This window comes from Patulibacter medicamentivorans (assembly GCF_000240225.1).
In the GTDB taxonomy this organism is placed as follows: domain Bacteria; phylum Actinomycetota; class Thermoleophilia; order Solirubrobacterales; family Solirubrobacteraceae; genus Patulibacter; species Patulibacter medicamentivorans.
This window is the reverse complement of record NZ_AGUD01000011.1, coordinates 21,893-43,733: the sequence shown is the minus strand read 5'-3', so window position 1 is coordinate 43,733 and position 21,841 is coordinate 21,893. Positions and strand designations below refer to the sequence as shown.

Genomic DNA, 21,841 nt, shown 5'->3' with positions numbered 1-21,841 from the left:
GAACGTCACAACGGCGCATCTCCCGCCGTGGCCAGCCGGCGGTTGAGGCGGAAGCCGCCCAGCTCGCGCTCGAGCAGCGCGGCGACGGCCAGCACGAGGTCCTCGCGGAAGGCGGCGGCGGCGATCTGGACGCCGACGGGCAGGCCCTCCTCGGTCACCGCCGGGACCGACGCCGCGGGCAGGCCGGCGACGGCGTTGAGGTGGCAGAACTCGAACGCCTCGTAGCGCAGGTAGGCGTCGGCGGGGACGCCGGCCGGGGCCTCGCCGTGGCGGGGCGCGGGGCCGGAGGCGACCGGGCTGAGCAGCACGTCGTGCTCGGCGGCCAGCGCGCGCATCCGGGCGCGGAACGCGAACACCTGCTCCTGCAGCGCCAGGTAGGCCCCCGCCGTGACCGTCGGCGCTCCCGCCGCCCCGTCGAGCAGCGCCTGGAACTGCGGGTGATGCCGCCCGCCGGCCGCCGCCACGGCCTCGCGCATCCCCGCACCGCCGTCGGCTCCCGCGGCGGCGAAGAAGAGCGTGGTCGCCGTGTGCTCCCCGCCGACCCGCGGGGGCGCGATCTCCTCGACCTCGTGGCCGGCGTCGGCCAGCGCCGCGACCGCCGCGTGGACCGCCACCACCGTCCCCGGCGTCGGCGCGGGCGCGTCGGGGTGCCCGGCGTACCAGGCCACCCGCAGCGCCCGGCCGCCCAGCGCCGGCGGCTCGGCGAGCGGCGCGTCGACGGCGTAGGGGTCGACGCCGTCGGCGCCGGCGATCACCGGCAGCAGCAGGGTCAGGTCCTCGACGTGCCGCGCCATCGGCCCGACGCAGGTGAAGTCCATCGTGCCGGCCGCCCGGGTCGGGGGCCAGAGCCCCGTCTCCGGCGTGCGACCGGTCGTGGGACGGAGGCCGACGGTGCCGCAGTAGTGCGAGGGAACGCGGATCGACCCGCCGCCGTCGGTGCCGATCCCGACGATCGTGGCGTCCGCCCCCAGCAGCGCGCCCTCGCCCCCGCTCGATCCGCCGGGCGTCCGCGAGCGGTCGAGCGGATGGTCGCTGCGGCCGTGGAGCAGGTTGTCGGTCTCGAACGAGGACGACAGCTCGGGGACGTTCGTCTTCAGCAGCGGGATCGCCCCGGCGGCGCGCAGCCGGGCGACCACGGTCGCGTCGCGGTCGGCGACGTGGCCGCGGCGCGCCAGCGACCCGGCGGTCGTCGGCCAGCCGTCGACGTCGAGCACGTCCTTGATCGACACCGGCAGCCCGAGCAGCGGCCGGCGGTCGCCGGACCGGCGAGCCGCGTCCGCGCGCTCCGCCGCGGCCAGGACGGCCGCGTCGTCGCGGTGGACCACCGCGTGGACTCGGGCGTCCGCCGCGTCGACACGGGCCAGCACGTCGGCGACCAGCTCGCGGGCGCTGCAGGTCCCGCGAGCCATGCGGTCGAGCCAGGTGCGGGCCGACGGACGCCCGGCGCCCCCGTCCACGCCGCTCACCATCCCGCGCCCGCGAGGGCGGGGTCGACGGCCTCGCCAATCAACTGCATATCAGCGCGCATATATGCCGACCTTATCGCCCGACCCGTCGGCGTCAAGCCGCAAGAAAACTTGACGTATGGATAGTTCTGCGATGGAGTGCCCCCATGGCCACGTCGCACGACCCCCGGTTGGTGTCCGCCCTCGATCCCCTGACGCCCGACGAGATCCGGCGCGCGGCGGCGGTCGCCGCGACCGTCCCCGACGGCGCCGGCGACGCCGTCCGCGTCGTCTCCGTCTCGGTCGGGGAACCGGCCCGCGACGGCCACGAGGACGATCGCCGCTTCGCCGAGGTCGTCCTCCACGACCGCGACGCGGCCGTCACCCACGAGATCCGCGTCGACCTGCAGGCCGACGCGGTCCTGCACGCCGTCGAGGTGCCCGGCGTCCAGCCGCAGATGACCACCGAGGAGTTCCTCGCCGTCGAGCAGGCCGTTCGCGCCGCCCCCGCCTTCCGCCGCGCGCTCGCGCGACGCGGGATCGACGACCCGACGCTGGTCGACGTCGACCCCGTCTCCGCGGGCGCCTACGGCCGGCCCGAGGAGGAGGGCGGCCGCCGGCTGGCGCGCGTCCTGGCCTACGTCCGCCCCGAGCCGGGCGGCAACGCCTACGCCCGGCCGCTGGAGGGCGTCTTCGGGCTGGTCGACGTCGACCACGGCGAGCTCGTCCACTTCGAGGATCGCGACCCGGTGCCGCTGCCGGCCGAGCGCGGCGAGTACCGCGCCGACCGCACCGCCCTGCGGACCGACGTCCGCCCGATCCACATCAGCCAGCCCGAGGGCCCGAGCTTCACCGTCCACGGCCACGAGGTGCGGTGGCAGAAGTGGCGCCTGCGCGTCGGGTTCAGCACCCGCGAGGGGCTGGTCCTGCACCGGATCGGCTACGAGGACGGCGGGCGGCTGCGGCCGATCCTGCACCGCGCGTCCTACGCCGAGATGGTCGTGCCCTACGCGGACCCCGACCGCTTCTACCAGACGCCCCTCGACATCGGCGAGTTCAACATCGGGACGATGACGAACGCCCTGACGCTGGGATGCGACTGCCTGGGCGTCATCCACTACTTCGACGCCGCCTACAGCGACTCCCACGGCGAGCCCGTCGTGGTGCCGAACGCGATCTGCCTGCACGAGGAGGACGACGGGCTGCTGTGGAAGCACACCGACTTCCGCACCGGCCAGGTCGAGGTCCGCCGCGGCCGCCGGCTCGTCGTGTCGTCGATCGTCACCGTCGGGAACTACGAGTACGGCTTCTTCTGGTACTTCCACCAGGACGGTGCGATCTCGTCCGAGGTCAAGGCGACCGGGATCGTCGCCACCCAGGCCGTCGCCGACGGCGTCACGCCGACCTACGGCAAGCTCGTGGCCCCGAACCTGAGCGGGATCCACCACCAGCACGTCTTCTGCGTGCGCCTGGACTTCGCGCTCGACGGCGGCCGCAGCTCGGTGCTCGAGACCGAGACCGTGCCGGCGCCGGTGGGCCCCGACAACCCGCACGGCAACGCGTGGACGACCGTCTCGCGGCCGTTGCGGAGCGAGCTCGAGGCCCGTCGCGACATCGACATCACCACCGCTCGCGGCTGGACGGTCGTCAACCCCGACGTCCGCAACGCCGTCGGGCAGCCGGTGGGCTACCGGCTGGTGACCGGCGAGAACACCGTCCCGTTCTCGGCGCCCGGGTCGTCGGCGCGCCGACGCGCCGCGTTCATGGACCACCACCTGTGGGTCACCCGCCACGATCCCGCCGAGCGCTACCCGGCCGGCGAGTACCCCTACCAGCACCCGGGCGGCGACGGCCTGCCCCGCTGGGTCCAGGCCGACCGGCCGCTCGAGCGCGAGGACCTCGTCGTCTGGTACACGATGAACCACCACCACGTGCCCCGGCCCGAGGACTGGCCGGTGATGCCGGTCGCGCGGCTCGGGTTCATGCTCAAGCCGTGGGGGTTCTTCGACCGCAGCCCGGCGCTCGACGTCCCGCCGACGTCCCCCGGCGAGGGCAGCAGCCGGGCCGACCACGGCTGCTGCGACGCGGCATGACGCCGCCCGTCGGCCACGTCGCGGGGGTCCCGTTCGAGGAGCTGCTGCTGGCGTTCGCGCCGGCGCTGGCGGCCGTCGGCGGCGCGGCGCTGGCGACCGCGCGCGGCGCCGCCGGTCGCTGGCGGATCCCGCGGCGCCGACGGACGCGACGCTGACCGGCGCGATCGCCGGGGCCGGCGCGGTGCCGGCCGAGCGCCCGGGAGAGCCGCCCGCTCTCCCGCCGCAGAGGGGCACCGCGTCGACATTCTGCATATGACCGCGCTGGTATACCCGCTATAGTGGGGCGGTGTCTCGAGGGTGGGTCCCGACATGACGCGCCACGATCGGCGGGCGCCCGGAGCGACCGTCCGCAACGGTCCGCACGACCTCGGTGGCGCGCGCGGGCTGGGGCCGGTCGACGCGACCCCGGACGCAGCCGCGTACCCCGAGGGCTGGGAGGGACGCTGCCTCGGGCTGACGATCGGAACCATGGCCGCCGCGCTCTACGGCGTCGACGAGTGGCGCATGCGGATGGAGGGGCTGCCCGCGGCCGCCCAGTTCTCGATGGGGTACTACCGCCGATGGGCGTACAGCCTCGAGGCCTGCTTGGAGGCCCACGGCGTCCTCACCGCGGCGGAGATCCAGCGCAGGGCGACGGCCATCACCGAGGGCCACGAACCCGACGAGGACCGTCGCGATCCCGAGCTGCTGCAACGCGTCGAGGGCCTGCTGCGCGACGGCGGACCGCTCCTGCGCGAGCTCCCCGACCCGCCGCGCTTCGCCGTCGGGGACGTCGTGCGCACCCGGCGGATCGCCGTCGACGCGCTGGGCCGCTCGCACACCCGCCTGCCGGGATACGCCCAGGAGCGCGACGGCGTCGTCGACCGGGTGCACCCGCCGATGGCGCTGCCGGACGCCGCCGTCGTCGGCACCGACCGGGTCGAGCACCTCTACGCCGTCCGCTTCGACGCCGGCGAGATCTGGGCCGACGCCGAGCCGGGCCTGACCGTGTCGGCGGACCTGTTCGAGAGCTACCTGCAACCGGTGGAGGAGCGACCATGAGCGACAACGACGAGGTCGCGCTGCGGATGCGGGCGATCGAGGCCCTGCTGATCGAGAAGGGGATCCTGACCAGCGAGGTCGTCGATCGCGTCGCCTCGACCTACGAGCACGATGTCGGACCCCTGCGCGGCGCCCGGGTGGTCGCCCGCGCCTGGACCGACGAGGCGTTCCGCGCGCGCCTGCTGGAGGACGGCACGGCGGCGATGGCCGAGCTCGGCGTCGGCGGGTTCGTGGCCGAGCACGTGATCGTCGTCGAGAACACGCCCGACACGCACAACCTCGTCACCTGCACGCTCTGCTCGTGCTACCCGTGGGGCGTCCTCGGGCTTCCCCCCGCCTGGTACAAGAGCCCCGAGTACCGCGCCCGCGCGATCCGCGAGCCGCGGGCCGTCATCCGCGAGCTCGGGACCGAGCTGCCGGCCGAGACGCGGATCCGCGTCTGGGACTCCAGCGCCGAGGTCCGCTACCTGGTGCTGCCGATGCGCCCGGCCGGGACCGACGGGCTCGCCGAGGAGGACCTCGTCGGGCTGGTGACGCGCGACTCGATGATCGGCACCGGCCTGGCCGCGGAGCCGGTCGCATGAGCGCCGCCGACGCGATCCGGGCCGAGGCCACGCTGCCGCGCTCCAACGGCGAGCTCGTCTTCGAGGAGCCGTGGCAGGCCCGCGCGTTCTCGGTCGCCGTCGCGATGACCGAGGCCGGCCGCTGGGAGTGGGACGCCTTCCGCGACCGGCTGATCGCCGAGATCGGGGCCTGGGAGCGCGAGCGCGACGCCGCCGGCGCCGCGCCGGACGACGGCACCTGGAGCTACTACGCGCGCTGGACGGCGGCGCTCGAGGCGGCGCTCTGCGAGCACGGGCTGATCGACCCCGCCGAGCTCGACGCCGTGCAGGCCCGGATCGCCCACCAGCAGGCCCACGAGCACGACGACGATCACGACCACGGTGCGCTGCGCGACCGGGGCCTCTAGGCAGCCGATCCGGTTCAGGCGGGGATCGCGACGCTGGCGGTGCTGGTCACCGCCTGCGCGGTGCTGCTGAACTTGGACCGGTGACCCGCGGATCGAGCACCATGATCGGCGTGCCCGCCGACTTCACCCCCGGACGCGCCGTGACCGGGGGACGCGAGCTGGCCTGGCCGGCGCGCGTCCGCTGGCCGCTCGGCGACCGGCGCGCCCGGCCGGGGGTCAGCGCGTGAGCGCGGCGGGACCCTACGACGTGGTCGTGGTCGGGGCCGGGATCGTCGGCCTGGCGACCGCTCGCGAGCTGCTGGCCCGGCGGCCGGGCCTGCGGCTGGCCGTCGTCGATCGGGCCGCGCAGGTCGCCGCCCACCAGACCAGCCGCAACAGCGGCGTCATCCACGCGGGGATCTACTACGCGCCGGGCTCGCTGAAGGCGCGCCTGTGCGTCGACGGCGCGCGGCGGATGTACGCCTACTGCGAGCGCCGCGGGATCGCCACCGAGCGGGTCGGCAAGCTGGTGGTGGCCCTCGACGACGGCGACCTGCCCGGCCTGGCCGAGCTGGAGCGGCGGGCCGCCGTCAACGGCGTGCGGATCCGCCGCGTCGACGGCGACGGCCTGCGCGAGATCGAGCCGCACTGCACCGGCGTCGCCGCGCTGCACTCGCCCGACACGGGGATCGTCGACTTCGCCGTCGTCGCGCGCGCGCTGGCCGAGGACGTCCGGGGGGCCGGCGGCGAGCTGCTGCTGGGCCGCGAGATCCGCTCGATCGTCCGGCGCGCCCGCGGCCGGACGCTCGTCGACCAGCACGGCGAGGCGATCGAGACCGTCGCGCTGATCGGCTGCGCCGGCGGCTGGTCCGACCGCCTGGCCGTCGCCGACGGTGGTCCGCAGGACCCGCGGATCGTCCCGTTCCGCGGCGCCTACCTGCGGCTGCGGCCCGAGGCCCGGCACCTCGTCCGGGGCCTGATCTACCCGGTGCCGAACCCCGACCTGCCGTTCCTCGGCGTGCACCTGACCCGCCACGTCTCGGGCGACGTGCTGTTGGGGCCGACGGCGCTGCTCGTCGGCGCGCGCGACGCCTACGCGCTGCACCGCGTCCGCCGGCGCGACCTCGGGGCGACGCTCCGCTGGCCCGGGACCTGGCGGGTCGCCCGGCGGTTCTGGCGGCCGGCGCTGACCGAGCTGGCGACCGCGGCCAGCCGTCGCGCGTTCGTCCGCGGCTTCGCGCGCTACGTCCCGGAGCTGCGGGTGGCGGACGTGCAGCCCGGCTGGGCCGGCGTCCGGGCCCAGGCCCTCGCCCGCGACGGGCGGCTCGTCGACGACTTCGTGTTCGACGAGCGGCCGGGCGCGGTCCACGTCCGCAACGCGCCCTCGCCGGCCGCGACCTCGTCGCTGGCGATCGCCGACCTAATCGCCGACCGCGCCGAGGCCACGATGACCTGATCGCCGACCGGATCAGGTCATCGACCGCCGATGGCCGTCACCCGTCGCGCTCCGCCGGCTCGATCTCGAGCAGCCGGGCCCGCGAGTAGCCCGTCGGCGAGCGGTGCCCCGGGTCGGTGAGCCCTTCCGCGACGATCCGGCGGGCCTGGAGGATGCACGCGCTGATCGCCTCGTCGTCGAGCGCCAGGCCGTCGTCGCGCAGCGTCAGGGCGACGACGCCGTTCCACGCGCCGAAGAGGAAGCGCGACGCGAGATGAGGATCGACGTGCGGGCCCGCCTCGCCGAGCTCGACGGCGGCGGCGATCCGGTCGCGGAAGCCGTCGATGACCGCGGTCAGCCGCTCGGTGATCTCGCGGTCCTCGGCCTCCGTCGTGAAGGAGGGGCGGGACTCGACGCCGGCGAAGGCGATGAACCGGAACAGCCCCGGGTGCTCGAGGTGGAAGCGCAGGTAGGCGTCGCCCGCCGCCATCACCTGCTCGAGCGGCGAGGAGCTGGAGCGGTACGCGCGGGCGAGGTAGTCGGCGAAGAGGTCGACCGCGCGGGCGGCCACGGCCACGTAGAGGCCGTCCTTGTTGGCGAAGTGCCCGTAGATCGAGCCGACCGACACGTCGGCCTCCTCGGCGAGGCGCTCGACCGTGACGCCGTTGAACCCGTGGAGCATGAACGCCCGCTCGGCGGCCTCGATCAGCGCCGCGCGCGTGCGGGTTCGCCTCGTGGCCACCCGGCCGCTCGATGCAGGCGTCTTCACGTCGCAATCGTCCCAGATCGATCGCCGAGCCCGCTATTTGCAATGTTCCTCATAAATGAATGAGCTTGTAAATAGGAACGGGATCTGCCAGCCTGGTGCCCGGTCAAGACGAGGAGGAGGAGCACCGATGGCAGTTCCGCAGGAGACGGCAGACGTGGTGGTGATCGGCTCGAGGGTCGGCGGTTGCGCGGCGGCGATCCCGCTGGCCCGGGCGGGCAGGCGCGTGATCGCGCTGGACAAGATGAGCTTTCCGTCGGATCAGCTCTCGACCCACTTCCTCACGCCGACCGGCGTGACCGAGTTCGCGAAGATGGGCGCGCTGCGGCGGATCCTCGACGAGTGCGACCCGACCCGGGTGCACCACATCAACGTGGCGGCCGAGGGGATCGAGGCGCTGGAGCGCATGCGGCCCGGCGACACCGGCGTCGACTTCGGCGTCTGCATCCCGCGGGACCAGCTGGACGTGTGCCTCGTCGCGACGGCCAGGGAGCAGGGCGTCGACGTCCGCGAGAAGTCCGCCTTCCAGGCGCTGCACTGGCGCGCCGGACGGGTCAGCGGCGTGCGCTACCGCGATCCCGAGGGCCAGCTCCGGGACATCTCCTGCCGGCTGGTGATCGGCGCCGACGGCCGCCGCTCGACCGTCGCCGCCGCCGCTGGCGCCTCGCGGCCGTACCGGATGTCCCGCAACGGTCGCGGGCTCGTCTTCCGCTACGCGACCGACCCACGGGCGGGCGAGGGCGGCATCGAGACCGACACCTTCTACCAGTGGCGCGAGGGCGAGTCGTTCGGCCTGGTGTTCCCGATCGCCCCCAAGGGCCGGATGCTGGTGCTCTTCATGGGGCCGCGCGAGGAGGTCTCGGAGGCCCGCGCGGATGGCGAGGCCTACTGGCAGCGCAAGCTCGCGCAGCACGCCGGCCTGCGCGCGCGGGTCGCGGGCACCGACTGGACCGCGGCCTCGAAGATCCGCTCGACCGCCGACTGCACCGCGTTCTTCCGGGCGTCGTCCGGTCCCGGATGGTCGCTGGTCGGCGACGCCGCGCACTTCAAGGACCCGGTGACCGGCCAGGGCATGAGGGACGCGATGTGGATGGGCCGGACGCTCGCCGAGCGCGTGCTCCCCCACCTCGACGATCCGCTGGCCACCGACCGGGTGACCCGGGCGTGGGAGCGCCACCGCGACGAGCACTGCCTGCCCGCCTACCACTTCGCGAACCTCGACACGCGCGTCGAGCGGCAGTCCCCGGCGCTCTGCGAGCTCGTGCGCGACGCCGGCCGGACGACGGGCCCCGACCTGACCGACGTCTTCAGCCGCGCGCGCACGCCGCAGCAGATCGCCCCGCTGCCCCGCCTGATCAAGATGGTCGCCAAGGCGATGGTGAGCGGCGAGCGCCCCCGCAGGGAGACCATCGCGCGGGCGGTGCCCGAGCTGCGGACCGAGCTCGAGATCCGGCGGGAGCGCTGGCGCGGGCGGTTCCGCGAGACGCAGCTCGTCTTCGGCTCCGACCACCCGGATCCCGAGATGCCGACGCCGCCGGCGGTGCTGGCGATCGACGATCGCGACGCGCATGCCGGATCGACGGCGGCCGCGCCGGTGGGAGTGGCGGCATGACCCGGATCGCCGTCATCCAGCCCGCCCTGACGCTCGGGGCGGTCAGCGAGAACCTGGCGCGCGTCGAGGACCTGATCCGCGACGCGCACCGCGAGCACGCTCCGGACGTCATCCTGGCGCCGGAGGCCTGCACGTCGCCGAACGTGTTCGCGCGCGTGCTGCGGGACACCGCGCTGCCCGTCGACGGACAGGCCTTCCAGCTCCTGACGCGCCTGGCGAGGGAGCTGGACTGCGTGGTCGGCGGCGGCTTCCTGGCCGTCCGCGGCAAGCACGCCTACGGGACCTACGTGCTGGCGGAGCCGGACGGATCCGCGCACCTGCACGACAAGGACCAGCCGTCCGCGTGGGAGAGCAACTTCTACCGCGGAGGCGACGACGACGGCGTCGTCCGCAGCTCGACGCTCGGCGTCACGGTCGGGCTGGCCTCGGGCTGGGAGCTCGCGCGCTACCGGACCGCCAAGCGGGTCCGCGAGCGCGAGGCCCGCGTGGTGCTCGGCGGGATGTGCTGGCCGTCGATGCCGTCCAACTGGCCCGGCCCGCTCGGGACGTGGATGACGAGCGAGCACCAGCGCTGGTCGCGACAGCAGCGGGAGCTGCCCGGCCAGGTCGCCCGGATCACCGGAGTGCCGGTCGCGATGGCCGCGCACGTCGGGCCGATCGTCAGCGACACGCCGATGGTTCCCGGCCTGCCCTGGCCCACGACGATGCTCGGGGAGTCGCAGATCTGCGATCGCGATGGCACGGTCCTGGCGCGCCTGGCCCAGGAGGACGGCGAGGGCCACGTGGCCGCCGACGTCGACCTGTCGACTCCGCCCCGGCCGAGCGCCCCGCTGCGCGACCGGCTCTGGATCCCGGACATGACGAGGGTCGCCACCACCGGGATCGCCTGGCACGGGATGAACGCCCACGGCTCGATCTGGTACCGCTGGCGCCACGCCCGAAGGGGCTTCGGATGGCAGTCGCTGCCGACCGGCGACCTGCCCGACGAGATCCCCGCCGGCGAGCCCGCCACCGGACCGGTCGCGACCACGTTCCGCGGCTGAGGTCCGACATGGCCTACGTCATCACCGAGTCGTGCATCGGGCGCAAGGACGCCAGCTGCGCCGCCGTCTGCCCGGTGGACTGCATCCACCCGACCCCGGACGAGGACGGCTACGACGCCGCCGAGCAGCTCTTCATCGACCCGGAGGAGTGCATCGACTGCGACGCCTGCACGGAGTCCTGTCCGGTCGACGCGATCTTCAGCGAGGACCAGGTCCCCAGCGAGCTGCAGTCCTACGTCGGGAAGAATGCCGGGTACTACGCCTAGCCACCCGCCCGCACGACCCACCACATGCCCGAACCGATCCTCGTCCTCGGCGCCACCGGGCTACGGCATCGACGTCGCCGCCGTCCGCGCCCGCTACCCGAGGTCGCCTGGACCCCGTTCGCGGACTGGGCGCGCGCGGTCGCCGACGCCGCCCGCTGACGAGGCCGGCGGCTGACGCGCAGGCGGCGACGAGGTCGGTCCCGGTGCATCAGGAAGAGCGGACGCTGCGCTGCGCGCGAACGGTCCGCGAGCGCCCGCTCGCCCGGCTTCGGACGCGGACGACCACCCGGTAGCGGCCCCCGGGCAGGCGCCGCAGACGGCGACCGAGCGTGGTCCGCGGACGCGCCGTCGACAGCGAGAGCCGGCGGGCCGTTCTCCAGCGGCCGGCGGCCGTCCGCCGCGCGATCGCGACGCGGACGGTGGCCGGCGAGGAGACGCGCAGGCCGAGCCGCCGCGCCGACAGGCTGATGCGGGTGACGCGCGGTCGCGCCCGGCTCGCCCGCGGGGCCGGGGCGGCGGGCGCGGCCGTGGTGCAGGGCGCGTCCGGGATCCGGATGCTGCCGGGGGTGGCGATCCGATAGCGGCAGCCGCCGTCGGTGACGATCCGCACCGGCGACCCGGCGTAGCCGACCGACAGCCGGCTGCCCGACCGCCGGAAGCGCACCACGCGATCGGGCGGCGCGTCGAAGCGGTACCCGAACTCCCAGAGCCGGCCATGGGTCGCGACGGTGTCGTTGACCCAGCTCGTCGGGTGCTCGTCGACCGGCTCGAACAGGCCCCAGCGGATCGCGTTGCGCAGCTCGCGGCGCGGGGTCGCGGAGTCGTGGTAGCCGGTCGCGCGGTCGTAGCGGACGTCGACACCGGCCGCCCGCAGCGCCGCGGCGTAGTTGACCGACTGGGGCGCGATCACCAGGCTCTCGGCGGCCCAGTACGCCAGCATGTCCGGCCGCAGCGCCTCGGGCCCGAGCGTTCCGTCGCCGCTGGCCATGTAGACCCGCGTCTCGCGCAGGTTCGAGGCCAGCCGGACCGGGTCGTGGCCCCGCTCGTAGAAGCCGCCCGGCGGCCCCTCGACGGCCTGCAGATCGAGCGGCTCTCCGGCGTTCAGCTGGGTCATGGCGGACTGTGCCGAGCCGACGATCAGCGACGGATAGACGGCCAGGTCGACGAAGCCCGAGAGCACCACGACCGAGCCGAAGTACCCCGGCAGCCGGCCGCCCAGGTAGGCGGCGCCGAGCCCGCCCATCGAGACCCCGCCGATCGCGTGGTACCGCCGCTCGGGCCGGATCCGGTAGCGCTGGAGGACCTGCGGGATCACCTGGTCGAGCAGGTAGCTCTCCCAGGCGGGGCCTTCCCGGCGCCCCCCGTTCCACCAGTCGGTGTACCAGCCGCCGGCCCCCTCCGGCATCACGATGATCGCGTTCAGGCCGGCGGCCGTGCGCGCAATGTCGCCGCCGTTGGGGCTCGACCAGGCGCGGTAGTTGCTGTTCAGCCCCGACAGCAGCAGGAGCAGCGGATAGGCGCGGTTCGGGTCGTAGCCGTCGGGCAGCAGCACCTTCGCCCGCGGCGCCCCGGAGTAGCCGAGCCAGCGATCGGTCACCTCGCCGCCCCGCGCCGGGATCGTGATCTCCACCAGCTGGCTCGCGGACGCCGAGCCCGCGCCCGCGAGAGCCAGGCCGCAGGCCAAGAGCGCAGCCGTCCCCCACCGTCGACGTGCACGCCGCGCCCCACTCCCCATCGGGCCACCGTAACAGTCACGATCGAACATAACTGCCGATCTGCACATATCTCGCCTCTCCCAACCGGCCGACCAGTCGACCAGTCGCTGTACTCTCCCGCAGACGACATTACAGTTCTTGTGCGCGCCGAGGCCGGGGCGGAGCTGCGGCGAGCGACCGGACCGCTGCTAGCCTCGACCGATGAGCTACCCGGCGCGGATCGCCGACTCCGGCGGCCTCGCCCCCGGTCGGCAGCGGTTCTCCCATCGGCAGGAGGAGGTGCTCGACACCGTCGAGGCCGTCTTCCGCCGCGAGGGCCTTCGCGGGGTCCGGATGGGCGACCTGGCGACCGAGGCCAACTGCTCGCGCAGCACGCTCTACGAGATCGCCCCCGGCAAGGAGCAGCTACTCCTCCTGGTGCTCGACCGGATGATGCGCCGGATCTCGCTCCGTGGCGCCACGGCGATCGACCAAGCTGACACCAACATGGACCGCATACGCGCGATGCTCGCCAGCGGCGCGCTGGACTTCGCCGACCTCGGCCCGCGGTTCCTCGACGGCGTCCGCAGCTACGCGCCGGCGCGGATGCTCCTCGACCACTGGATCGCCGTCTGCCGCGACACCCTCGAGGACCTGATCGACGACGCGATCGCCGAGCGCGAGATCCGCCCGGTCAACGGCCGCGTCGTCGCCGAGGTGATGTTCGCGTCGGTCCTGCGCTTCACCGACCCGGACTTCACCCGCACCAGCCGCGTCACCACCGCCGACGCGCTCAGCGGGATCGTCGACCTGCTGCTGGACGGCCTGCGGCCTCGCTGACGCTCGCCAGCGAGGCCCGCCGTCCGGTGGCGACCGAGGTCGCTGGTCAGGAGACGCGCTCGACGCTCAGGGAGCAGCCGATCTGCGAGCGGTTGGGCGCCGTCGGGGCGATGCGAACGCCGTTGCACTCGACCCGGGCCGACTCCCCGCCGCGGATCATCACGCCCGGATCCTCGTTGCGCGTGAAGCCCGCGCCGGCGGAGGACTGGTCGCGGAACCAGAAGGCCACGCCGCTGGCGCTGAACGCCGTGATCCGGGAGTTGAGCGACACGCGCTCCCCGTCGATCGCCCGCTCGAGCGAGTGGCGGGACTCGGCCCGGGCGCTGCAGACCCGCGCCGTCGTCGGGCACGTGACCTTGACCGCGCAGCCACGGTTGAACCAGCCGTCCACCCCGTCGGTCGCCCGGGCCCCGATCCACTGCGGGGTCGTGCACTCGCCGAGGGTGCCGTTGGTCAGGGCGGTCGTCGTGACCGTCGGCGAGCCGGAGTCGGCCGGGAAGGGCTGCGACGGATCGGGCTTGGGATCGGGCTTGGGATCGGTGGGGTCCGGCCGCGGGCCCGGCGTGGGCGGCGTGTCGCAGTCGTCGTCCGCGATCGTGACGTTGCCGTAGTCCCGGCGCGACCCGGCGCCGCGGGTGCGCTTGATGACCCGCACCCGCGCGGTCTCGGTGCCCTCGCAGACCGCGTCGTCGACGGCCGTGAACGAGACCGTCGCGATCATCGAGCGACCGCCACGGCGGATCTTCAGCTTCGACCGAGCGGGCTTCGTCCGGGCGGTGAAGTCGTCCGAGCGCTTCGCGGTCAGCCCGATCCCGTCGACCAGGAAGGTGCAGGGGGTGTACCCGCGCTCGCAGGTGAGCTTGACCCGGAGCGTGGCGGCCTGGCCCTCGGTGAGGGTCCAGTTGGCCACGCGGGTGGGACGGATCGCGTCGGAGTCGGCCGAGGCGATCGTTGGGAGGGCGGCGCCCGCCGACGCGATGGCGACGGCGAGGACGGCGAGCTTCGAGCGGGACGAGGTGATGGACATCAGGGGCCTCCAAGGGCAATCGGGAAGGACGATGCGGCCATCCTCGCGACGGGCCCATGAAGCCCACGTGAACCACCACCCCGCCCCGATCCGCGACCGGCCGGCGGGCCTCAGGCCGAGCGGCTAGTGACTGGCGAGGTACTTCTCCCACGTCACCAGCGGCGTGATCTGGGCCGCCGTCGACCGCGGGCGGTCGTTGCAGCCCCCGAGCCCGTCCTTGAGGAACTTGAACTCGAAGATCTGGCAGTTGCCGCCGTAGTTCGCGGTCACCGATCCCGGCGCGGTGTCGACGCCGTAGGCCGCCCACGACGCCTGGTAGTCGTTGATCGCGAGCGCGTGGATGTGCTGGTTGCCGGCGAACGATCCGGTGTGCCGGAACCAGGCCGCGAAGCCGACCTTGCGCAGCGCCGCGACCCGCTGGTTGTTGACCGTGTCGCTGACGTCCCGGCTGCGGATGTCGATCGCGCCGCCGCCGGAGTGCGTCTCGGCCGAGGCGGACGCGCAGCCGCTGCCGCAGTAGCTGCCCTGGATGACCGTCATCGACGCGCCGGGGGCCAGGCGGTCGGCCTCGAGGAACATCGCCTTCGTCCGCGCGTTGACCGTCTCGCCGTCGACCGTGGTGCGGCCGCCGACGTCGTAGGCGTTGACGAGCCTGAAGCGGCCGGGAGCGAGCGCCTGCAGCTCCTGGAGGCCGGGCAGCCCGTTGTTCGTCCAGATGTCGTTCTCGCCGCGGGAGCGCTCGAACCGCCCCCAGCCGGCGACGATGGCGGTGCCGAAGTAGCCGTCGATCGTCGTGCTGGCCGGCAGGAACCCCTCCGCGACCAGCGCCCGCTTGACGATCTTGACGTCGTCGGCCGCCCCGTCCGTCGTGACCCGGTCGCTGCGCGCCGGGTCGAGCGTCGCCGCCCGGACGACCGCGGCCATGTCGACCGTCGGCAGCGTGCCCGGCGGCGGACACGGCATGTCCGGCGGGCACGCCGCCTGCGCCGCGGGCGCGCCCCCGAACGACACGACGGCGGCGACGACTCCGCCGCTGACCAGCTTCCACAGCTTCATGCTGCTGCCCCTTCCCCCTCGTAGGACGGCGGCCAACCACGGCCGGACGCCCACCCTAGCGCCGCCGACCGGCCACGTCCACGCGCGTGTCTGGATCGGGCTCAGGCCGAACGGTCCGCGATCGCGAGCACCACGAGCATCTCCTGCTTCGCCTCGTGGATGTGCTCGATACTGCTCGCCCGGGCGCGCTCGGGGTCGCCGGCGGCGATCGCGTCGAGGATCCGGCGGTGGTGCTCGACGGTGCTGGCGACGACCAGCTCGAAGCGCGCGGTGTCGAACGGCGTGAACATCGCCGCCCGGGCGTCCTCGACCGCCTGCCGCAGCCAGCGGTTGCCGGCGGCGTCGGCGACGGCCAGGTGGAAGGCGTTGTCGGCGGCGCGAAAGCGCCTCGCGGTGAGCCCGGACCCGAGGTCCTCGATCGCCCGCTCGAGCTGCGCCAGGTGCGCGTCGGTCCGCCGCCCGGCCGCGAGCTCGGCGGCCGTCGACTCGCAGGCGATGCGGAACTCGAAGATCTCCTCCAGCTCGCTGCGCAGCGCGCGGTGCTCGGCGTCGCCGATGCCGATCGTCCCGGCGGCGATCACCAGCGTGCCGCCGCCCGAGCCCCGCCGCTCCCGATTCAGCAGCCCGGCCTCCTCGAGGTCGCGCAGGGCGGCCCGCAGCGTCATCCGCGAGACCCCCAGCTGGACCGCGAACTCGCGCTCGGGCGGGAGCTGGTCGCCCGGCAGGAAGCGGCCGAGCTCGATCGCCCTCGTCACCTGCGCGACAACCACCTCGGCGGCGCTCGGGATCGACACCGGCCCGAGCATCCGCACGCGATCGACGGCGTTCGACATCGCGGCCTCAGCGTCCGACCAGGGCGAGTGCCCCTTCGAAGGCCGCCCGCACCTCTGCCTCCGACCACGGCCGGGGCGACTGGGTGATGAAGAAGTCCGCCATCGCGTGCCTGGTGAGATCGTCGAGGTCGCTGCGGACGGCCAGCGAGCCGAGCACCGGGAAGTCCAGCTCGCGCAGCAGCTCGCGCACGGCGCGGACCGCGCGCCCGCCGTCGGCGCTCCCGTCCGGCGGGACCCCGAGCGCATCGGCGACCCGCTCCAGCTGCTCCGGGACGACCTGCCGCTCGCGCTCCAGCGTCTCCACCAGCACCAGCCCCACCGTGAGGCCGTGCGGAGCTCCGGTCCGGCTCCCGATCGCCTGCGCCAGCGAGTGCTCCGCGGCGCAGTCCGAGATGTTCATCGTCAGCCCGGCGAGCAGGCTGGCGCAGGCCATCTCCGAGCGTGCCGCCGCGTCGGAGCCGTCGCGGTAGGCCGCGACGAGCGAGCGCCCTCCGAGCCGGATCGCCTCCAGCGCGATCGCGTCGCCGATCGGCGTCCGCGTCCGCGCGACCATCCCGGCGATCGCCTGCGCGATCGCGTCGATCCCGCTGAACGCCGTCGTCGCCGGCGGCGTCGAGTGGGTCAGGAGCGGATCGACGATCGCGTGCTCGGCGCGCAGGTTCGGGCTCGCGATCCCGGCCTTGGTCCCCGAGTGGTCGTCGAAGACGACGGCGCCGCCCGAGACCTCCGAGCCCGTGCCCGCGGTCGTCGGCATCGCGATCAGCGGCACGTCGGCGGGCGGGACGGCACGGTCGGAGGCCAGGAAGCCGGCGAACGTCAGGCCCTGCTGCGCGCACAGCCGGGCGGCCTTGGCGGTGTCGATCACCGAGCCGCCGCCGATCGCCACGACGACGCCGGCGCCGCTCGCGCGCAACCCGGCGGCGGCGCGGTCGACGTCCGCCCCGCGCGGCTCGCCGGCGCCCTTCGGGCTGCGGAAGACCTCGATCCCGGTGGCGGCGAGCGCGTCCAGCGCGTCGCGGACCGCCGGGTTGACCTGCTCGAGGCCGTCGTCCACCACGATCAGCGCGCTGCCGGCGCCGATCTCGCGGACGATCTCGGGCAGCTCGTTCGCGACGCCGTCGCCGAACCGGATCCGGACCGGGAGGTGGTTGCCGAACGGCGGGATGATCTGCGGCATCGCTCAGGCCTCCGTCGCGTGGAAGACGTTCTCGGCCTCGACGACGGGGCGCTCGACGAGGACCCGCGAGCGGGCGCGGTCGGCGGCGGCCGCGACCAGGTCGGCGATCGTCGTGTCCAGCTCCAGCTCCTCGGGGTGCCACTGCACGCCGAGCGCGTGGCGCATCCGCGGCCACTCCACGGCCTCGACGAGCCCGTCCTCGGCGCGCGCCGCGACCCGGCCGTCCTCGCCCACCCGGTCGATCCCCTGGTGGTGGTGCGAGTTGACCGTGATCGGCCCCGGGCCGTCGACGGCCAGCGACGATCCGGGCTCGACCACGACCGCGTGGCGGGTCGACTCCCCCAGGCTGCCGGGCAGCGGACGGTGCTCGGCGAACCCGGCGTCCGTGATGTGCTGGTGCAAGGTGCCTCCGGTCGCGACGTTGAGGATCTGCAGGCCGCGGCAGATGCCCAGGACCGGCAGGTCCCAGGCGAACGCGGCCCGGACGAGCGCGATCTCGAACGCGTCGCGCAGCGGGACCGTGGCCTCGGTCCGCGTCGCCGCCGGCTGCCCGTAGGACGCGGGATCGAGGTCGGCGCCGCCGATCAGCAGCAGGCCGTCGAGCCAGGCGCCGTGCGACTCGATCTGGGCCTCGGCGAGCGGCTCCGGGACGAGCACGACGGGCGTGCCGCCGGCGCGTCGCACGGCGCTCAGGTAGGTGCCGGCGACGACGGCGGCCTGCTGGTCCCAGAAGCTCCAGGCGGCCTGCTCCCATGCGGCGCAGATGCCGATCAGCGGCCGGCGCCGCGCGTCAGAGCCGCTCATAGCCGCGGACCCTCTCCCAGTCGGTGACGGCCGCTCGGGCGGCCTCGATCTCGATCTCCCCGGCGCGCGCGTAGTGGGCGACGATCTCGGGGCCGAAGGCCTGCGCCGCAACCTCGCTGGCACGGAACGCGGCCACCGCGTCGTCGAGCGTGGCCGGCAGCCGCGGGGCGCTCGACGCGTAGGCGTTGCCCTCGGTGGCCGGCTCCGGCACCAGTCCCTCGTCGATCCCGCGGAGGCCGGCGGCGATCATCGCGGCCAGCGCCAGGTAGGGGTTGACGTCGCCGCCGGGGGCGCGATGCTCGATCCGCAGCGAGCCGCCGTCGCCGACGACCCGCAGCGCGCAGGTGCGGTTGTCGCGCCCCCAGGCGATCGCGGTCGGGGCGAAGGAGTGGCCCGCGAAGCGCTTGTACGAGTTGACGTTGGGGGCCAGGAGCAGCGTCAGCTCGCGCGTGTACGCCAGCTGGCCGGCGAGGAACCCGTCGAAGGTCCGCCGGTCGCGGGCGAACAGCGGGCCCTCGGCGTCGGCGAGCGACAGGTGCAGGTGGCACGAGTTGCCCTCGCGCTCGTCCCACTTGGCCATGAAGGTCGCCGAGACGCCCTCCTGCGCGGCGATCTCCTTGACCGCGTGCTTGAAGATCGAGTGGCCGTCGGCGGCGTCGAGCGGCGCCGAGTGGCGGAAGTTGATCTCGAACTGGCCGAGATTCGCCTCGCCCTTGACGGACTCCAGCGCCAGGCCGGAGCGCGGCATCTCGGCGGCCAGCCGGTCGAGCAGCGGGGCGCCGGCGCGCAGCCCCAGCAGCGAGTAGTCGACGTTGTGGTCGCTGACCGGCGTCAGGTCGTGGTAGTGGCGCCGGCGAGCCTCGGCGTAGCTCTCGCGATGGACGATGAACTCCAGCTCGGTCGCGGTGCTGGCGGTCCAGCCGCGCTCCGCCAGGCGCTCGACCTGCCGTCGCAGGATCTGCCGGGGCGACGGGAGCACCGGATCGCCGCCGGGCCAGACCGCGTCGGCGACGCAGATCGCGGTCCGCGGCCGCCAGGCGGCCAGCCGCAGGGAGGCGAGGTCGGGGATCAGCGAGAAGTCGCCGTGGCCGGTCTCCCAGCTGCTCGTCGAGAGCCCCTCCTGGGGCGCCATCTCGACGTCGACGCTGAGCAGGTAGCTGCAGGCGCCGGCGCCGTGGTCGAGGACGTCGGAGACGAAGTAGGGGGCGCCGAGCTGCTTGCCCTGGAGCCGGCCCTGCATGTCGACGAAGGCGAGCAGGACCTGGTCGACCTCGCCCGAGGCGACCAGCGAGCGGAGCTGGTCCGGCGCGAGACGACCCGGGAGCGCGTGCGCGCGCGGGTCGTCGCCGCTCATCCGTTGCCTCCGGCCGAGACGGCGGCCACGCTCCCCCGCTCGCGGGCGATCCGCTCGGCGTACCCGGACTCGCGCAGCGCCGCCACCGGGTCGGCCACGCCCCCGGCGGCCACGCGCACCCGGCCGCAGAGGTCGCGGACGTCGCGGCGGAAGGCGTCCAGGAGCAGCTCGTGGGCCCCGAGCACGTCGCCGTCGGCCTGCGCGGCCGCCAGCGCGTCGCGGTCGACGAGCAGCGCCTTCGCGTAGGCCTCCTGAACGTTGACGACCGAGAGCGTCATCGCCTCGACCTTGGCCTCGACGTTGTGCGCCTGGTCGATCGTCAGGCGCGGCAGCTCGGTGCCCAGCTCGACGAAGATGGCGAACAGCTCGAACGGGTTCACCGAGCCGACGATCAGGTCGTCGTCGGCGTAGCGGCGGCCGTTGAAGTGGAAGCCGCCGAGGCGGCCCTCGGCGGCCAGGATCGCGACGATCTGCTCGATGTTGGCCCCGTGGAGGTGATGGCCGATGTCGACCAGCACCGCCGCCCGCTCCCCCAGCCGCTGGCAGAAGAGCAGCGCCGAGCCCCAGTCGGCGAGGTCCGTCGCGTAGAAGGCCGGCTCGAACGGCTTGTACTCGAGCAGCAGCTGCTGCTCGGGGGGCAGCTCCGCGTAGACCTCCTGGAGGCACTCGAGGATCCGCTCGCGACGGTCGCGGAGGTCGTCCTGCCCGACGTAGTTGACGCCATCCGCGAGCCACAGCGACTGGGCGGTCGACCCGAGCTCGGTGGCGATCCGCACGCACTCCACCAGGTGCGCGACGGCGCGCTGGCGCACCGCGCGATCCGGGTTGGCGATCGAGCCCAGCTTGTACTCGGGCTCCTGGAAGAGGTTCGGGTTGACCGCGCCGATCCGCAGGCCGTGCGACTCGGCGTGGCGGCGCAGCGCCGCGACGTCGTCGACCCGGTCCCACGGGAAGTGCAGCGCGACCGCCGGGGCCGCCGCCGTCAGCCGGTGGACCTCGGCGGCGTCGTCGATCCGCTCGAACGGGTCGCGCGGGCAGCCCGGCTGCGAGAACGTGGCGAAGCGGGTCCCCGAGTCGCCGTACCCCCACGAGGGAGTCTCGATCTCGAGTCGCGAGAGCTGCTGCTCGACCTCAGCGCTGGTCCTGGCCAACTTTCAAGTCCTTTCGAACGATCGGGACGGGCGTGAACGAGTCCCGCTGCTGGCGCAGCCTAACAAGAATTTGAAACGCTTCATAGTGCCGCCGCCGGCGTGGCGATCGAGCCGGGCCGCCCGGGCCGCCCGCGCTCGGGGCAGATGCCGCTCCGGCAGCAAGTATCGTTGGCCGAAATGAGGCGTCGGACCATCCTCGACGTCGCCGAGCGCGCCGGCGTCTCCGTCGGCACCGTGTCGAACGCGCTCAACCGACCCGAGATCGTCGCCGAGAAGACGCTCGCGTCGATCCAGGCGGCGATCGACGAGCTGCACTTCGTGCCGAGCGCCGCGGCCCGCCAGATGACCGGGGCCCGGAACCCCGCGATCGGGCTGATCGTCCTCGACATCGGCAACCCGTTCTTCGCCGAGGTCTACCGGGGGGTCGAGGACGTCGCCGGCGAGGCCGGGTACGTCGTCGTGGTCTGCAGCTTCGCCGGCGACCCCGCGCACGAGCGCCGCCAGCTGCGGCAGCTCGAGGAGCAGCGGGTGGCCGGGATCCTCGCGACGCGGGTCGGCAAGGGCAACTCGCGCGTCTACGGCCGGATGCGCAAGACCGGCACGCCGGTGGTCATGCTCGACCAGCGCAGCGCCAGCAAGGACCAGTGCAGCGTCTCCGTGGACGACGTCGCCGGCGGCCGGCTCGCCGGCGAGCACCTGTGCGAGCTGGGGCACCGGCGCCTGGCGCTCGTCAACGGCCCGCGCGACTGGAGCCAGTGCGCCGACCGGCGCACGGGCTTCCTGGCCGCCGCCGAGGCCGCCGGAGCGCAGCTGCTCGCCGGCGCCGACATCGAGGCCGAGCAGATGACGATCGACGCCGGCGAGGAGGCCGCCCGGAAGCTGCTCGCCGGCGAGCAGCTTCCGACCGGCATCTTCTGCGCCAACGACCTGCTGGCGCTCGGCGTCGAGCACGCGCTGATCGCGGCGGGCCATCGAGTCCCCGAGGACTTCGCGATCGTCGGCTACGACGACGTCGCCTTCGCCACGATGGCGTTCGTGCCGCTGACGTCGGTGCGCCAGCCCGCCTACGAGCTCGGCCGGCGGGCGGCGGAGCAGCTGCTGGACGAGGCGGACGACGAGAAGCACAAGCACGAGCGGGTGGTCTTCGCGCCCGAGCTGGTGGTCCGCGCGTCGACCGGGGCGGCGATCGACGCGGCGCCGGATCGCTCCCCGATCCGGGCCTAGCCGCGCTCGGATCCGACGCTCCGGCGCCGCC

22 protein-coding genes are annotated in these 21,841 nt (G+C 74.3%); 12 read left to right on the top strand and 10 right to left on the bottom strand.

The window, feature by feature from the left end; translation table 11 throughout:
* Positions 1 to 5 precede the first annotated feature (5 nt).
* Positions 6 to 1,409, bottom strand: coding sequence for an amidase (locus tag PAI11_RS01750; protein WP_244406493.1), 1,404 nt, complete (start codon positions 1,407 to 1,409; stop codon positions 6 to 8).
* A gap of 203 nt (positions 1,410 to 1,612) precedes the next feature.
* Here PAI11_RS01750 and PAI11_RS01745 point away from each other — a divergent pair, with 203 nt between their 5' ends.
* From PAI11_RS01745 to lhgO, 7 genes are all read left to right on the top strand, one after another.
* The gene (locus PAI11_RS01745; protein ID WP_040597665.1) at positions 1,613 to 3,538 is read left to right on the top strand and encodes a primary-amine oxidase; all 1,926 of its coding nucleotides are present in this window, start codon (positions 1,613 to 1,615) and stop codon (positions 3,536 to 3,538) included.
* Positions 3,535 to 3,693: a hypothetical protein gene (locus tag PAI11_RS26725; protein WP_007570199.1), complete on the top strand. Its 159-nt coding sequence runs from the start codon at positions 3,535 to 3,537 to the stop codon at positions 3,691 to 3,693. The genes PAI11_RS01745 and PAI11_RS26725 overlap by 4 nt, the downstream gene beginning before the upstream one ends.
* A 154-nt stretch (positions 3,694 to 3,847) precedes the next feature.
* Positions 3,848 to 4,579, top strand: coding sequence for a nitrile hydratase subunit beta (gene nthB, locus PAI11_RS01740; protein WP_007570197.1), 732 nt, complete (start codon positions 3,848 to 3,850; stop codon positions 4,577 to 4,579).
* The gene (nthA, locus tag PAI11_RS01735; protein ID WP_007570195.1) at positions 4,576 to 5,163 is read left to right on the top strand and encodes a nitrile hydratase subunit alpha; all 588 of its coding nucleotides are present in this window, start codon (positions 4,576 to 4,578) and stop codon (positions 5,161 to 5,163) included. The genes nthB and nthA overlap by 4 nt, the downstream gene beginning before the upstream one ends.
* Positions 5,160 to 5,549, top strand: a complete 390-nt coding sequence (locus PAI11_RS01730; RefSeq protein WP_007570193.1) for a nitrile hydratase accessory protein — start codon at positions 5,160 to 5,162, stop codon at positions 5,547 to 5,549. The genes nthA and PAI11_RS01730 overlap by 4 nt, the downstream gene beginning before the upstream one ends.
* Positions 5,550 to 5,650: 101 nt before the next feature.
* On the top strand, positions 5,651 to 5,776 hold the full coding sequence (locus PAI11_RS28250; RefSeq protein WP_007570191.1) for a hypothetical protein: 126 nt from the start codon (positions 5,651 to 5,653) through the stop codon (positions 5,774 to 5,776).
* On the top strand, positions 5,773 to 6,984 hold the full coding sequence (gene lhgO / locus PAI11_RS01725) for an L-2-hydroxyglutarate oxidase (protein ID WP_138974046.1): 1,212 nt from the start codon (positions 5,773 to 5,775) through the stop codon (positions 6,982 to 6,984). The genes PAI11_RS28250 and lhgO overlap by 4 nt, the downstream gene beginning before the upstream one ends.
* 37 nt (positions 6,985 to 7,021) lie before the next feature.
* Here the strand turns inward: lhgO and PAI11_RS01720 are convergent, their stop codons facing one another.
* Positions 7,022 to 7,732, bottom strand: coding sequence for a TetR/AcrR family transcriptional regulator (locus PAI11_RS01720; RefSeq protein ID WP_007570186.1), 711 nt, complete (start codon positions 7,730 to 7,732; stop codon positions 7,022 to 7,024).
* A 127-nt stretch (positions 7,733 to 7,859) separates the two neighbouring features.
* Here PAI11_RS01720 and PAI11_RS01715 point away from each other — a divergent pair, with 127 nt between their 5' ends.
* Genes PAI11_RS01715 through PAI11_RS01705 form a run of 3 tightly spaced genes read left to right on the top strand, consistent with a single transcriptional unit; the run spans position 7,860 to position 10,650 of the window.
* Positions 7,860 to 9,341, top strand: a complete 1,482-nt coding sequence (locus PAI11_RS01715; RefSeq protein ID WP_040597659.1) for an NAD(P)/FAD-dependent oxidoreductase — start codon at positions 7,860 to 7,862, stop codon at positions 9,339 to 9,341.
* Positions 9,338 to 10,384, top strand: coding sequence for a carbon-nitrogen hydrolase family protein (locus tag PAI11_RS01710; RefSeq protein WP_007570181.1), 1,047 nt, complete (start codon positions 9,338 to 9,340; stop codon positions 10,382 to 10,384). Before PAI11_RS01715 ends, PAI11_RS01710 begins: the two co-directional genes overlap by 4 nt.
* A gap of 8 nt (positions 10,385 to 10,392) precedes the next feature.
* Positions 10,393 to 10,650, top strand: a complete 258-nt coding sequence (locus PAI11_RS01705; protein WP_007570180.1) for a 4Fe-4S dicluster domain-containing protein — start codon at positions 10,393 to 10,395, stop codon at positions 10,648 to 10,650.
* A 208-nt stretch (positions 10,651 to 10,858) separates the two neighbouring features.
* Here PAI11_RS01705 and PAI11_RS01700 read toward each other — a convergent pair whose 3' ends face one another.
* Positions 10,859 to 12,280, bottom strand: coding sequence for an alpha/beta hydrolase (locus tag PAI11_RS01700; protein ID WP_007570176.1), 1,422 nt, complete (start codon positions 12,278 to 12,280; stop codon positions 10,859 to 10,861).
* Between the two features lie 286 nt (positions 12,281 to 12,566).
* Between PAI11_RS01700 and PAI11_RS01695 the strand changes: the two genes are divergently transcribed.
* Positions 12,567 to 13,184, top strand: coding sequence for a TetR/AcrR family transcriptional regulator (locus PAI11_RS01695; protein ID WP_007570174.1), 618 nt, complete (start codon positions 12,567 to 12,569; stop codon positions 13,182 to 13,184).
* A gap of 46 nt (positions 13,185 to 13,230) precedes the next feature.
* On the opposite strand, the gene PAI11_RS01690 is transcribed toward PAI11_RS01695, so the two are convergent.
* The 7 genes from PAI11_RS01690 to PAI11_RS01660 form a co-directional block, all read right to left on the bottom strand.
* Positions 13,231 to 14,211, bottom strand: coding sequence for a hypothetical protein (locus tag PAI11_RS01690; RefSeq protein WP_007570172.1), 981 nt, complete (start codon positions 14,209 to 14,211; stop codon positions 13,231 to 13,233).
* Positions 14,212 to 14,334: 123 nt separating this feature from the next.
* Complete coding sequence (locus PAI11_RS01685; protein ID WP_007570170.1) at positions 14,335 to 15,267, bottom strand: hypothetical protein; 933 nt, start codon at positions 15,265 to 15,267, stop codon at positions 14,335 to 14,337.
* Positions 15,268 to 15,368: 101 nt separating this feature from the next.
* A complete protein-coding gene (locus PAI11_RS01680; RefSeq protein ID WP_007570168.1) occupies positions 15,369 to 16,100 on the bottom strand; it encodes a FadR/GntR family transcriptional regulator in 732 nt (243 codons plus the stop codon).
* 7 nt (positions 16,101 to 16,107) lie between these two features.
* A complete protein-coding gene (locus PAI11_RS01675) occupies positions 16,108 to 17,277 on the bottom strand; it encodes an iron-containing alcohol dehydrogenase family protein (protein WP_007570166.1) in 1,170 nt (389 codons plus the stop codon).
* A gap of 3 nt (positions 17,278 to 17,280) precedes the next feature.
* A complete protein-coding gene (locus PAI11_RS01670; RefSeq protein WP_007570164.1) occupies positions 17,281 to 18,081 on the bottom strand; it encodes a gamma-glutamyl-gamma-aminobutyrate hydrolase family protein in 801 nt (266 codons plus the stop codon).
* Complete coding sequence (locus PAI11_RS01665) at positions 18,068 to 19,435, bottom strand: glutamine synthetase family protein (RefSeq protein WP_007570162.1); 1,368 nt, start codon at positions 19,433 to 19,435, stop codon at positions 18,068 to 18,070. Before PAI11_RS01665 ends, PAI11_RS01670 begins: the two co-directional genes overlap by 14 nt.
* On the bottom strand, positions 19,432 to 20,586 hold the full coding sequence (locus tag PAI11_RS01660; RefSeq protein WP_007570160.1) for a sugar isomerase: 1,155 nt from the start codon (positions 20,584 to 20,586) through the stop codon (positions 19,432 to 19,434). Before PAI11_RS01660 ends, PAI11_RS01665 begins: the two co-directional genes overlap by 4 nt.
* 177 nt (positions 20,587 to 20,763) lie before the next feature.
* On the opposite strand from PAI11_RS01660, the gene PAI11_RS01655 reads away from it, so the two are divergent.
* Positions 20,764 to 21,810: a LacI family DNA-binding transcriptional regulator gene (locus PAI11_RS01655; protein ID WP_007570158.1), complete on the top strand. Its 1,047-nt coding sequence runs from the start codon at positions 20,764 to 20,766 to the stop codon at positions 21,808 to 21,810.
* Positions 21,811 to 21,841 lie beyond the last annotated feature (31 nt).

Bases quoted from the DNA above. Each gene is read 5' to 3' on its own strand.
- PAI11_RS01750 (WP_244406493.1), bottom strand. From the start codon at position 1,409: ATGGCTCGCGGGACCTGCAGCGCCCGCGAGCTGGTCGCCGACGTGCTG.
- PAI11_RS01745 (WP_040597665.1), top strand. From the start codon at position 1,613: ATGGCCACGTCGCACGACCCCCGGTTGGTGTCCGCCCTCGATCCCCTG.
- PAI11_RS26725 (WP_007570199.1), top strand. From the start codon at position 3,535: ATGACGCCGCCCGTCGGCCACGTCGCGGGGGTCCCGTTCGAGGAGCTG.
- nthB (WP_007570197.1), top strand. From the start codon at position 3,848: ATGACGCGCCACGATCGGCGGGCGCCCGGAGCGACCGTCCGCAACGGT.
- nthA (WP_007570195.1), top strand. From the start codon at position 4,576: ATGAGCGACAACGACGAGGTCGCGCTGCGGATGCGGGCGATCGAGGCC.
- PAI11_RS01730 (WP_007570193.1), top strand. From the start codon at position 5,160: ATGAGCGCCGCCGACGCGATCCGGGCCGAGGCCACGCTGCCGCGCTCC.
- PAI11_RS28250 (WP_007570191.1), top strand. From the start codon at position 5,651: ATGATCGGCGTGCCCGCCGACTTCACCCCCGGACGCGCCGTGACCGGG.
- PAI11_RS01715 (WP_040597659.1), top strand. From the start codon at position 7,860: ATGGCAGTTCCGCAGGAGACGGCAGACGTGGTGGTGATCGGCTCGAGG.
- PAI11_RS01710 (WP_007570181.1), top strand. From the start codon at position 9,338: ATGACCCGGATCGCCGTCATCCAGCCCGCCCTGACGCTCGGGGCGGTC.
- PAI11_RS01705 (WP_007570180.1), top strand. From the start codon at position 10,393: ATGGCCTACGTCATCACCGAGTCGTGCATCGGGCGCAAGGACGCCAGC.
- PAI11_RS01695 (WP_007570174.1), top strand. From the start codon at position 12,567: ATGAGCTACCCGGCGCGGATCGCCGACTCCGGCGGCCTCGCCCCCGGT.
- PAI11_RS01690 (WP_007570172.1), bottom strand. From the start codon at position 14,211: ATGTCCATCACCTCGTCCCGCTCGAAGCTCGCCGTCCTCGCCGTCGCC.
- PAI11_RS01685 (WP_007570170.1), bottom strand. From the start codon at position 15,267: ATGAAGCTGTGGAAGCTGGTCAGCGGCGGAGTCGTCGCCGCCGTCGTG.
- PAI11_RS01680 (WP_007570168.1), bottom strand. From the start codon at position 16,100: ATGTCGAACGCCGTCGATCGCGTGCGGATGCTCGGGCCGGTGTCGATC.
- PAI11_RS01675 (WP_007570166.1), bottom strand. From the start codon at position 17,277: ATGCCGCAGATCATCCCGCCGTTCGGCAACCACCTCCCGGTCCGGATC.
- PAI11_RS01670 (WP_007570164.1), bottom strand. From the start codon at position 18,081: ATGAGCGGCTCTGACGCGCGGCGCCGGCCGCTGATCGGCATCTGCGCC.
- PAI11_RS01665 (WP_007570162.1), bottom strand. From the start codon at position 19,435: ATGAGCGGCGACGACCCGCGCGCGCACGCGCTCCCGGGTCGTCTCGCG.
- PAI11_RS01655 (WP_007570158.1), top strand. From the start codon at position 20,764: ATGAGGCGTCGGACCATCCTCGACGTCGCCGAGCGCGCCGGCGTCTCC.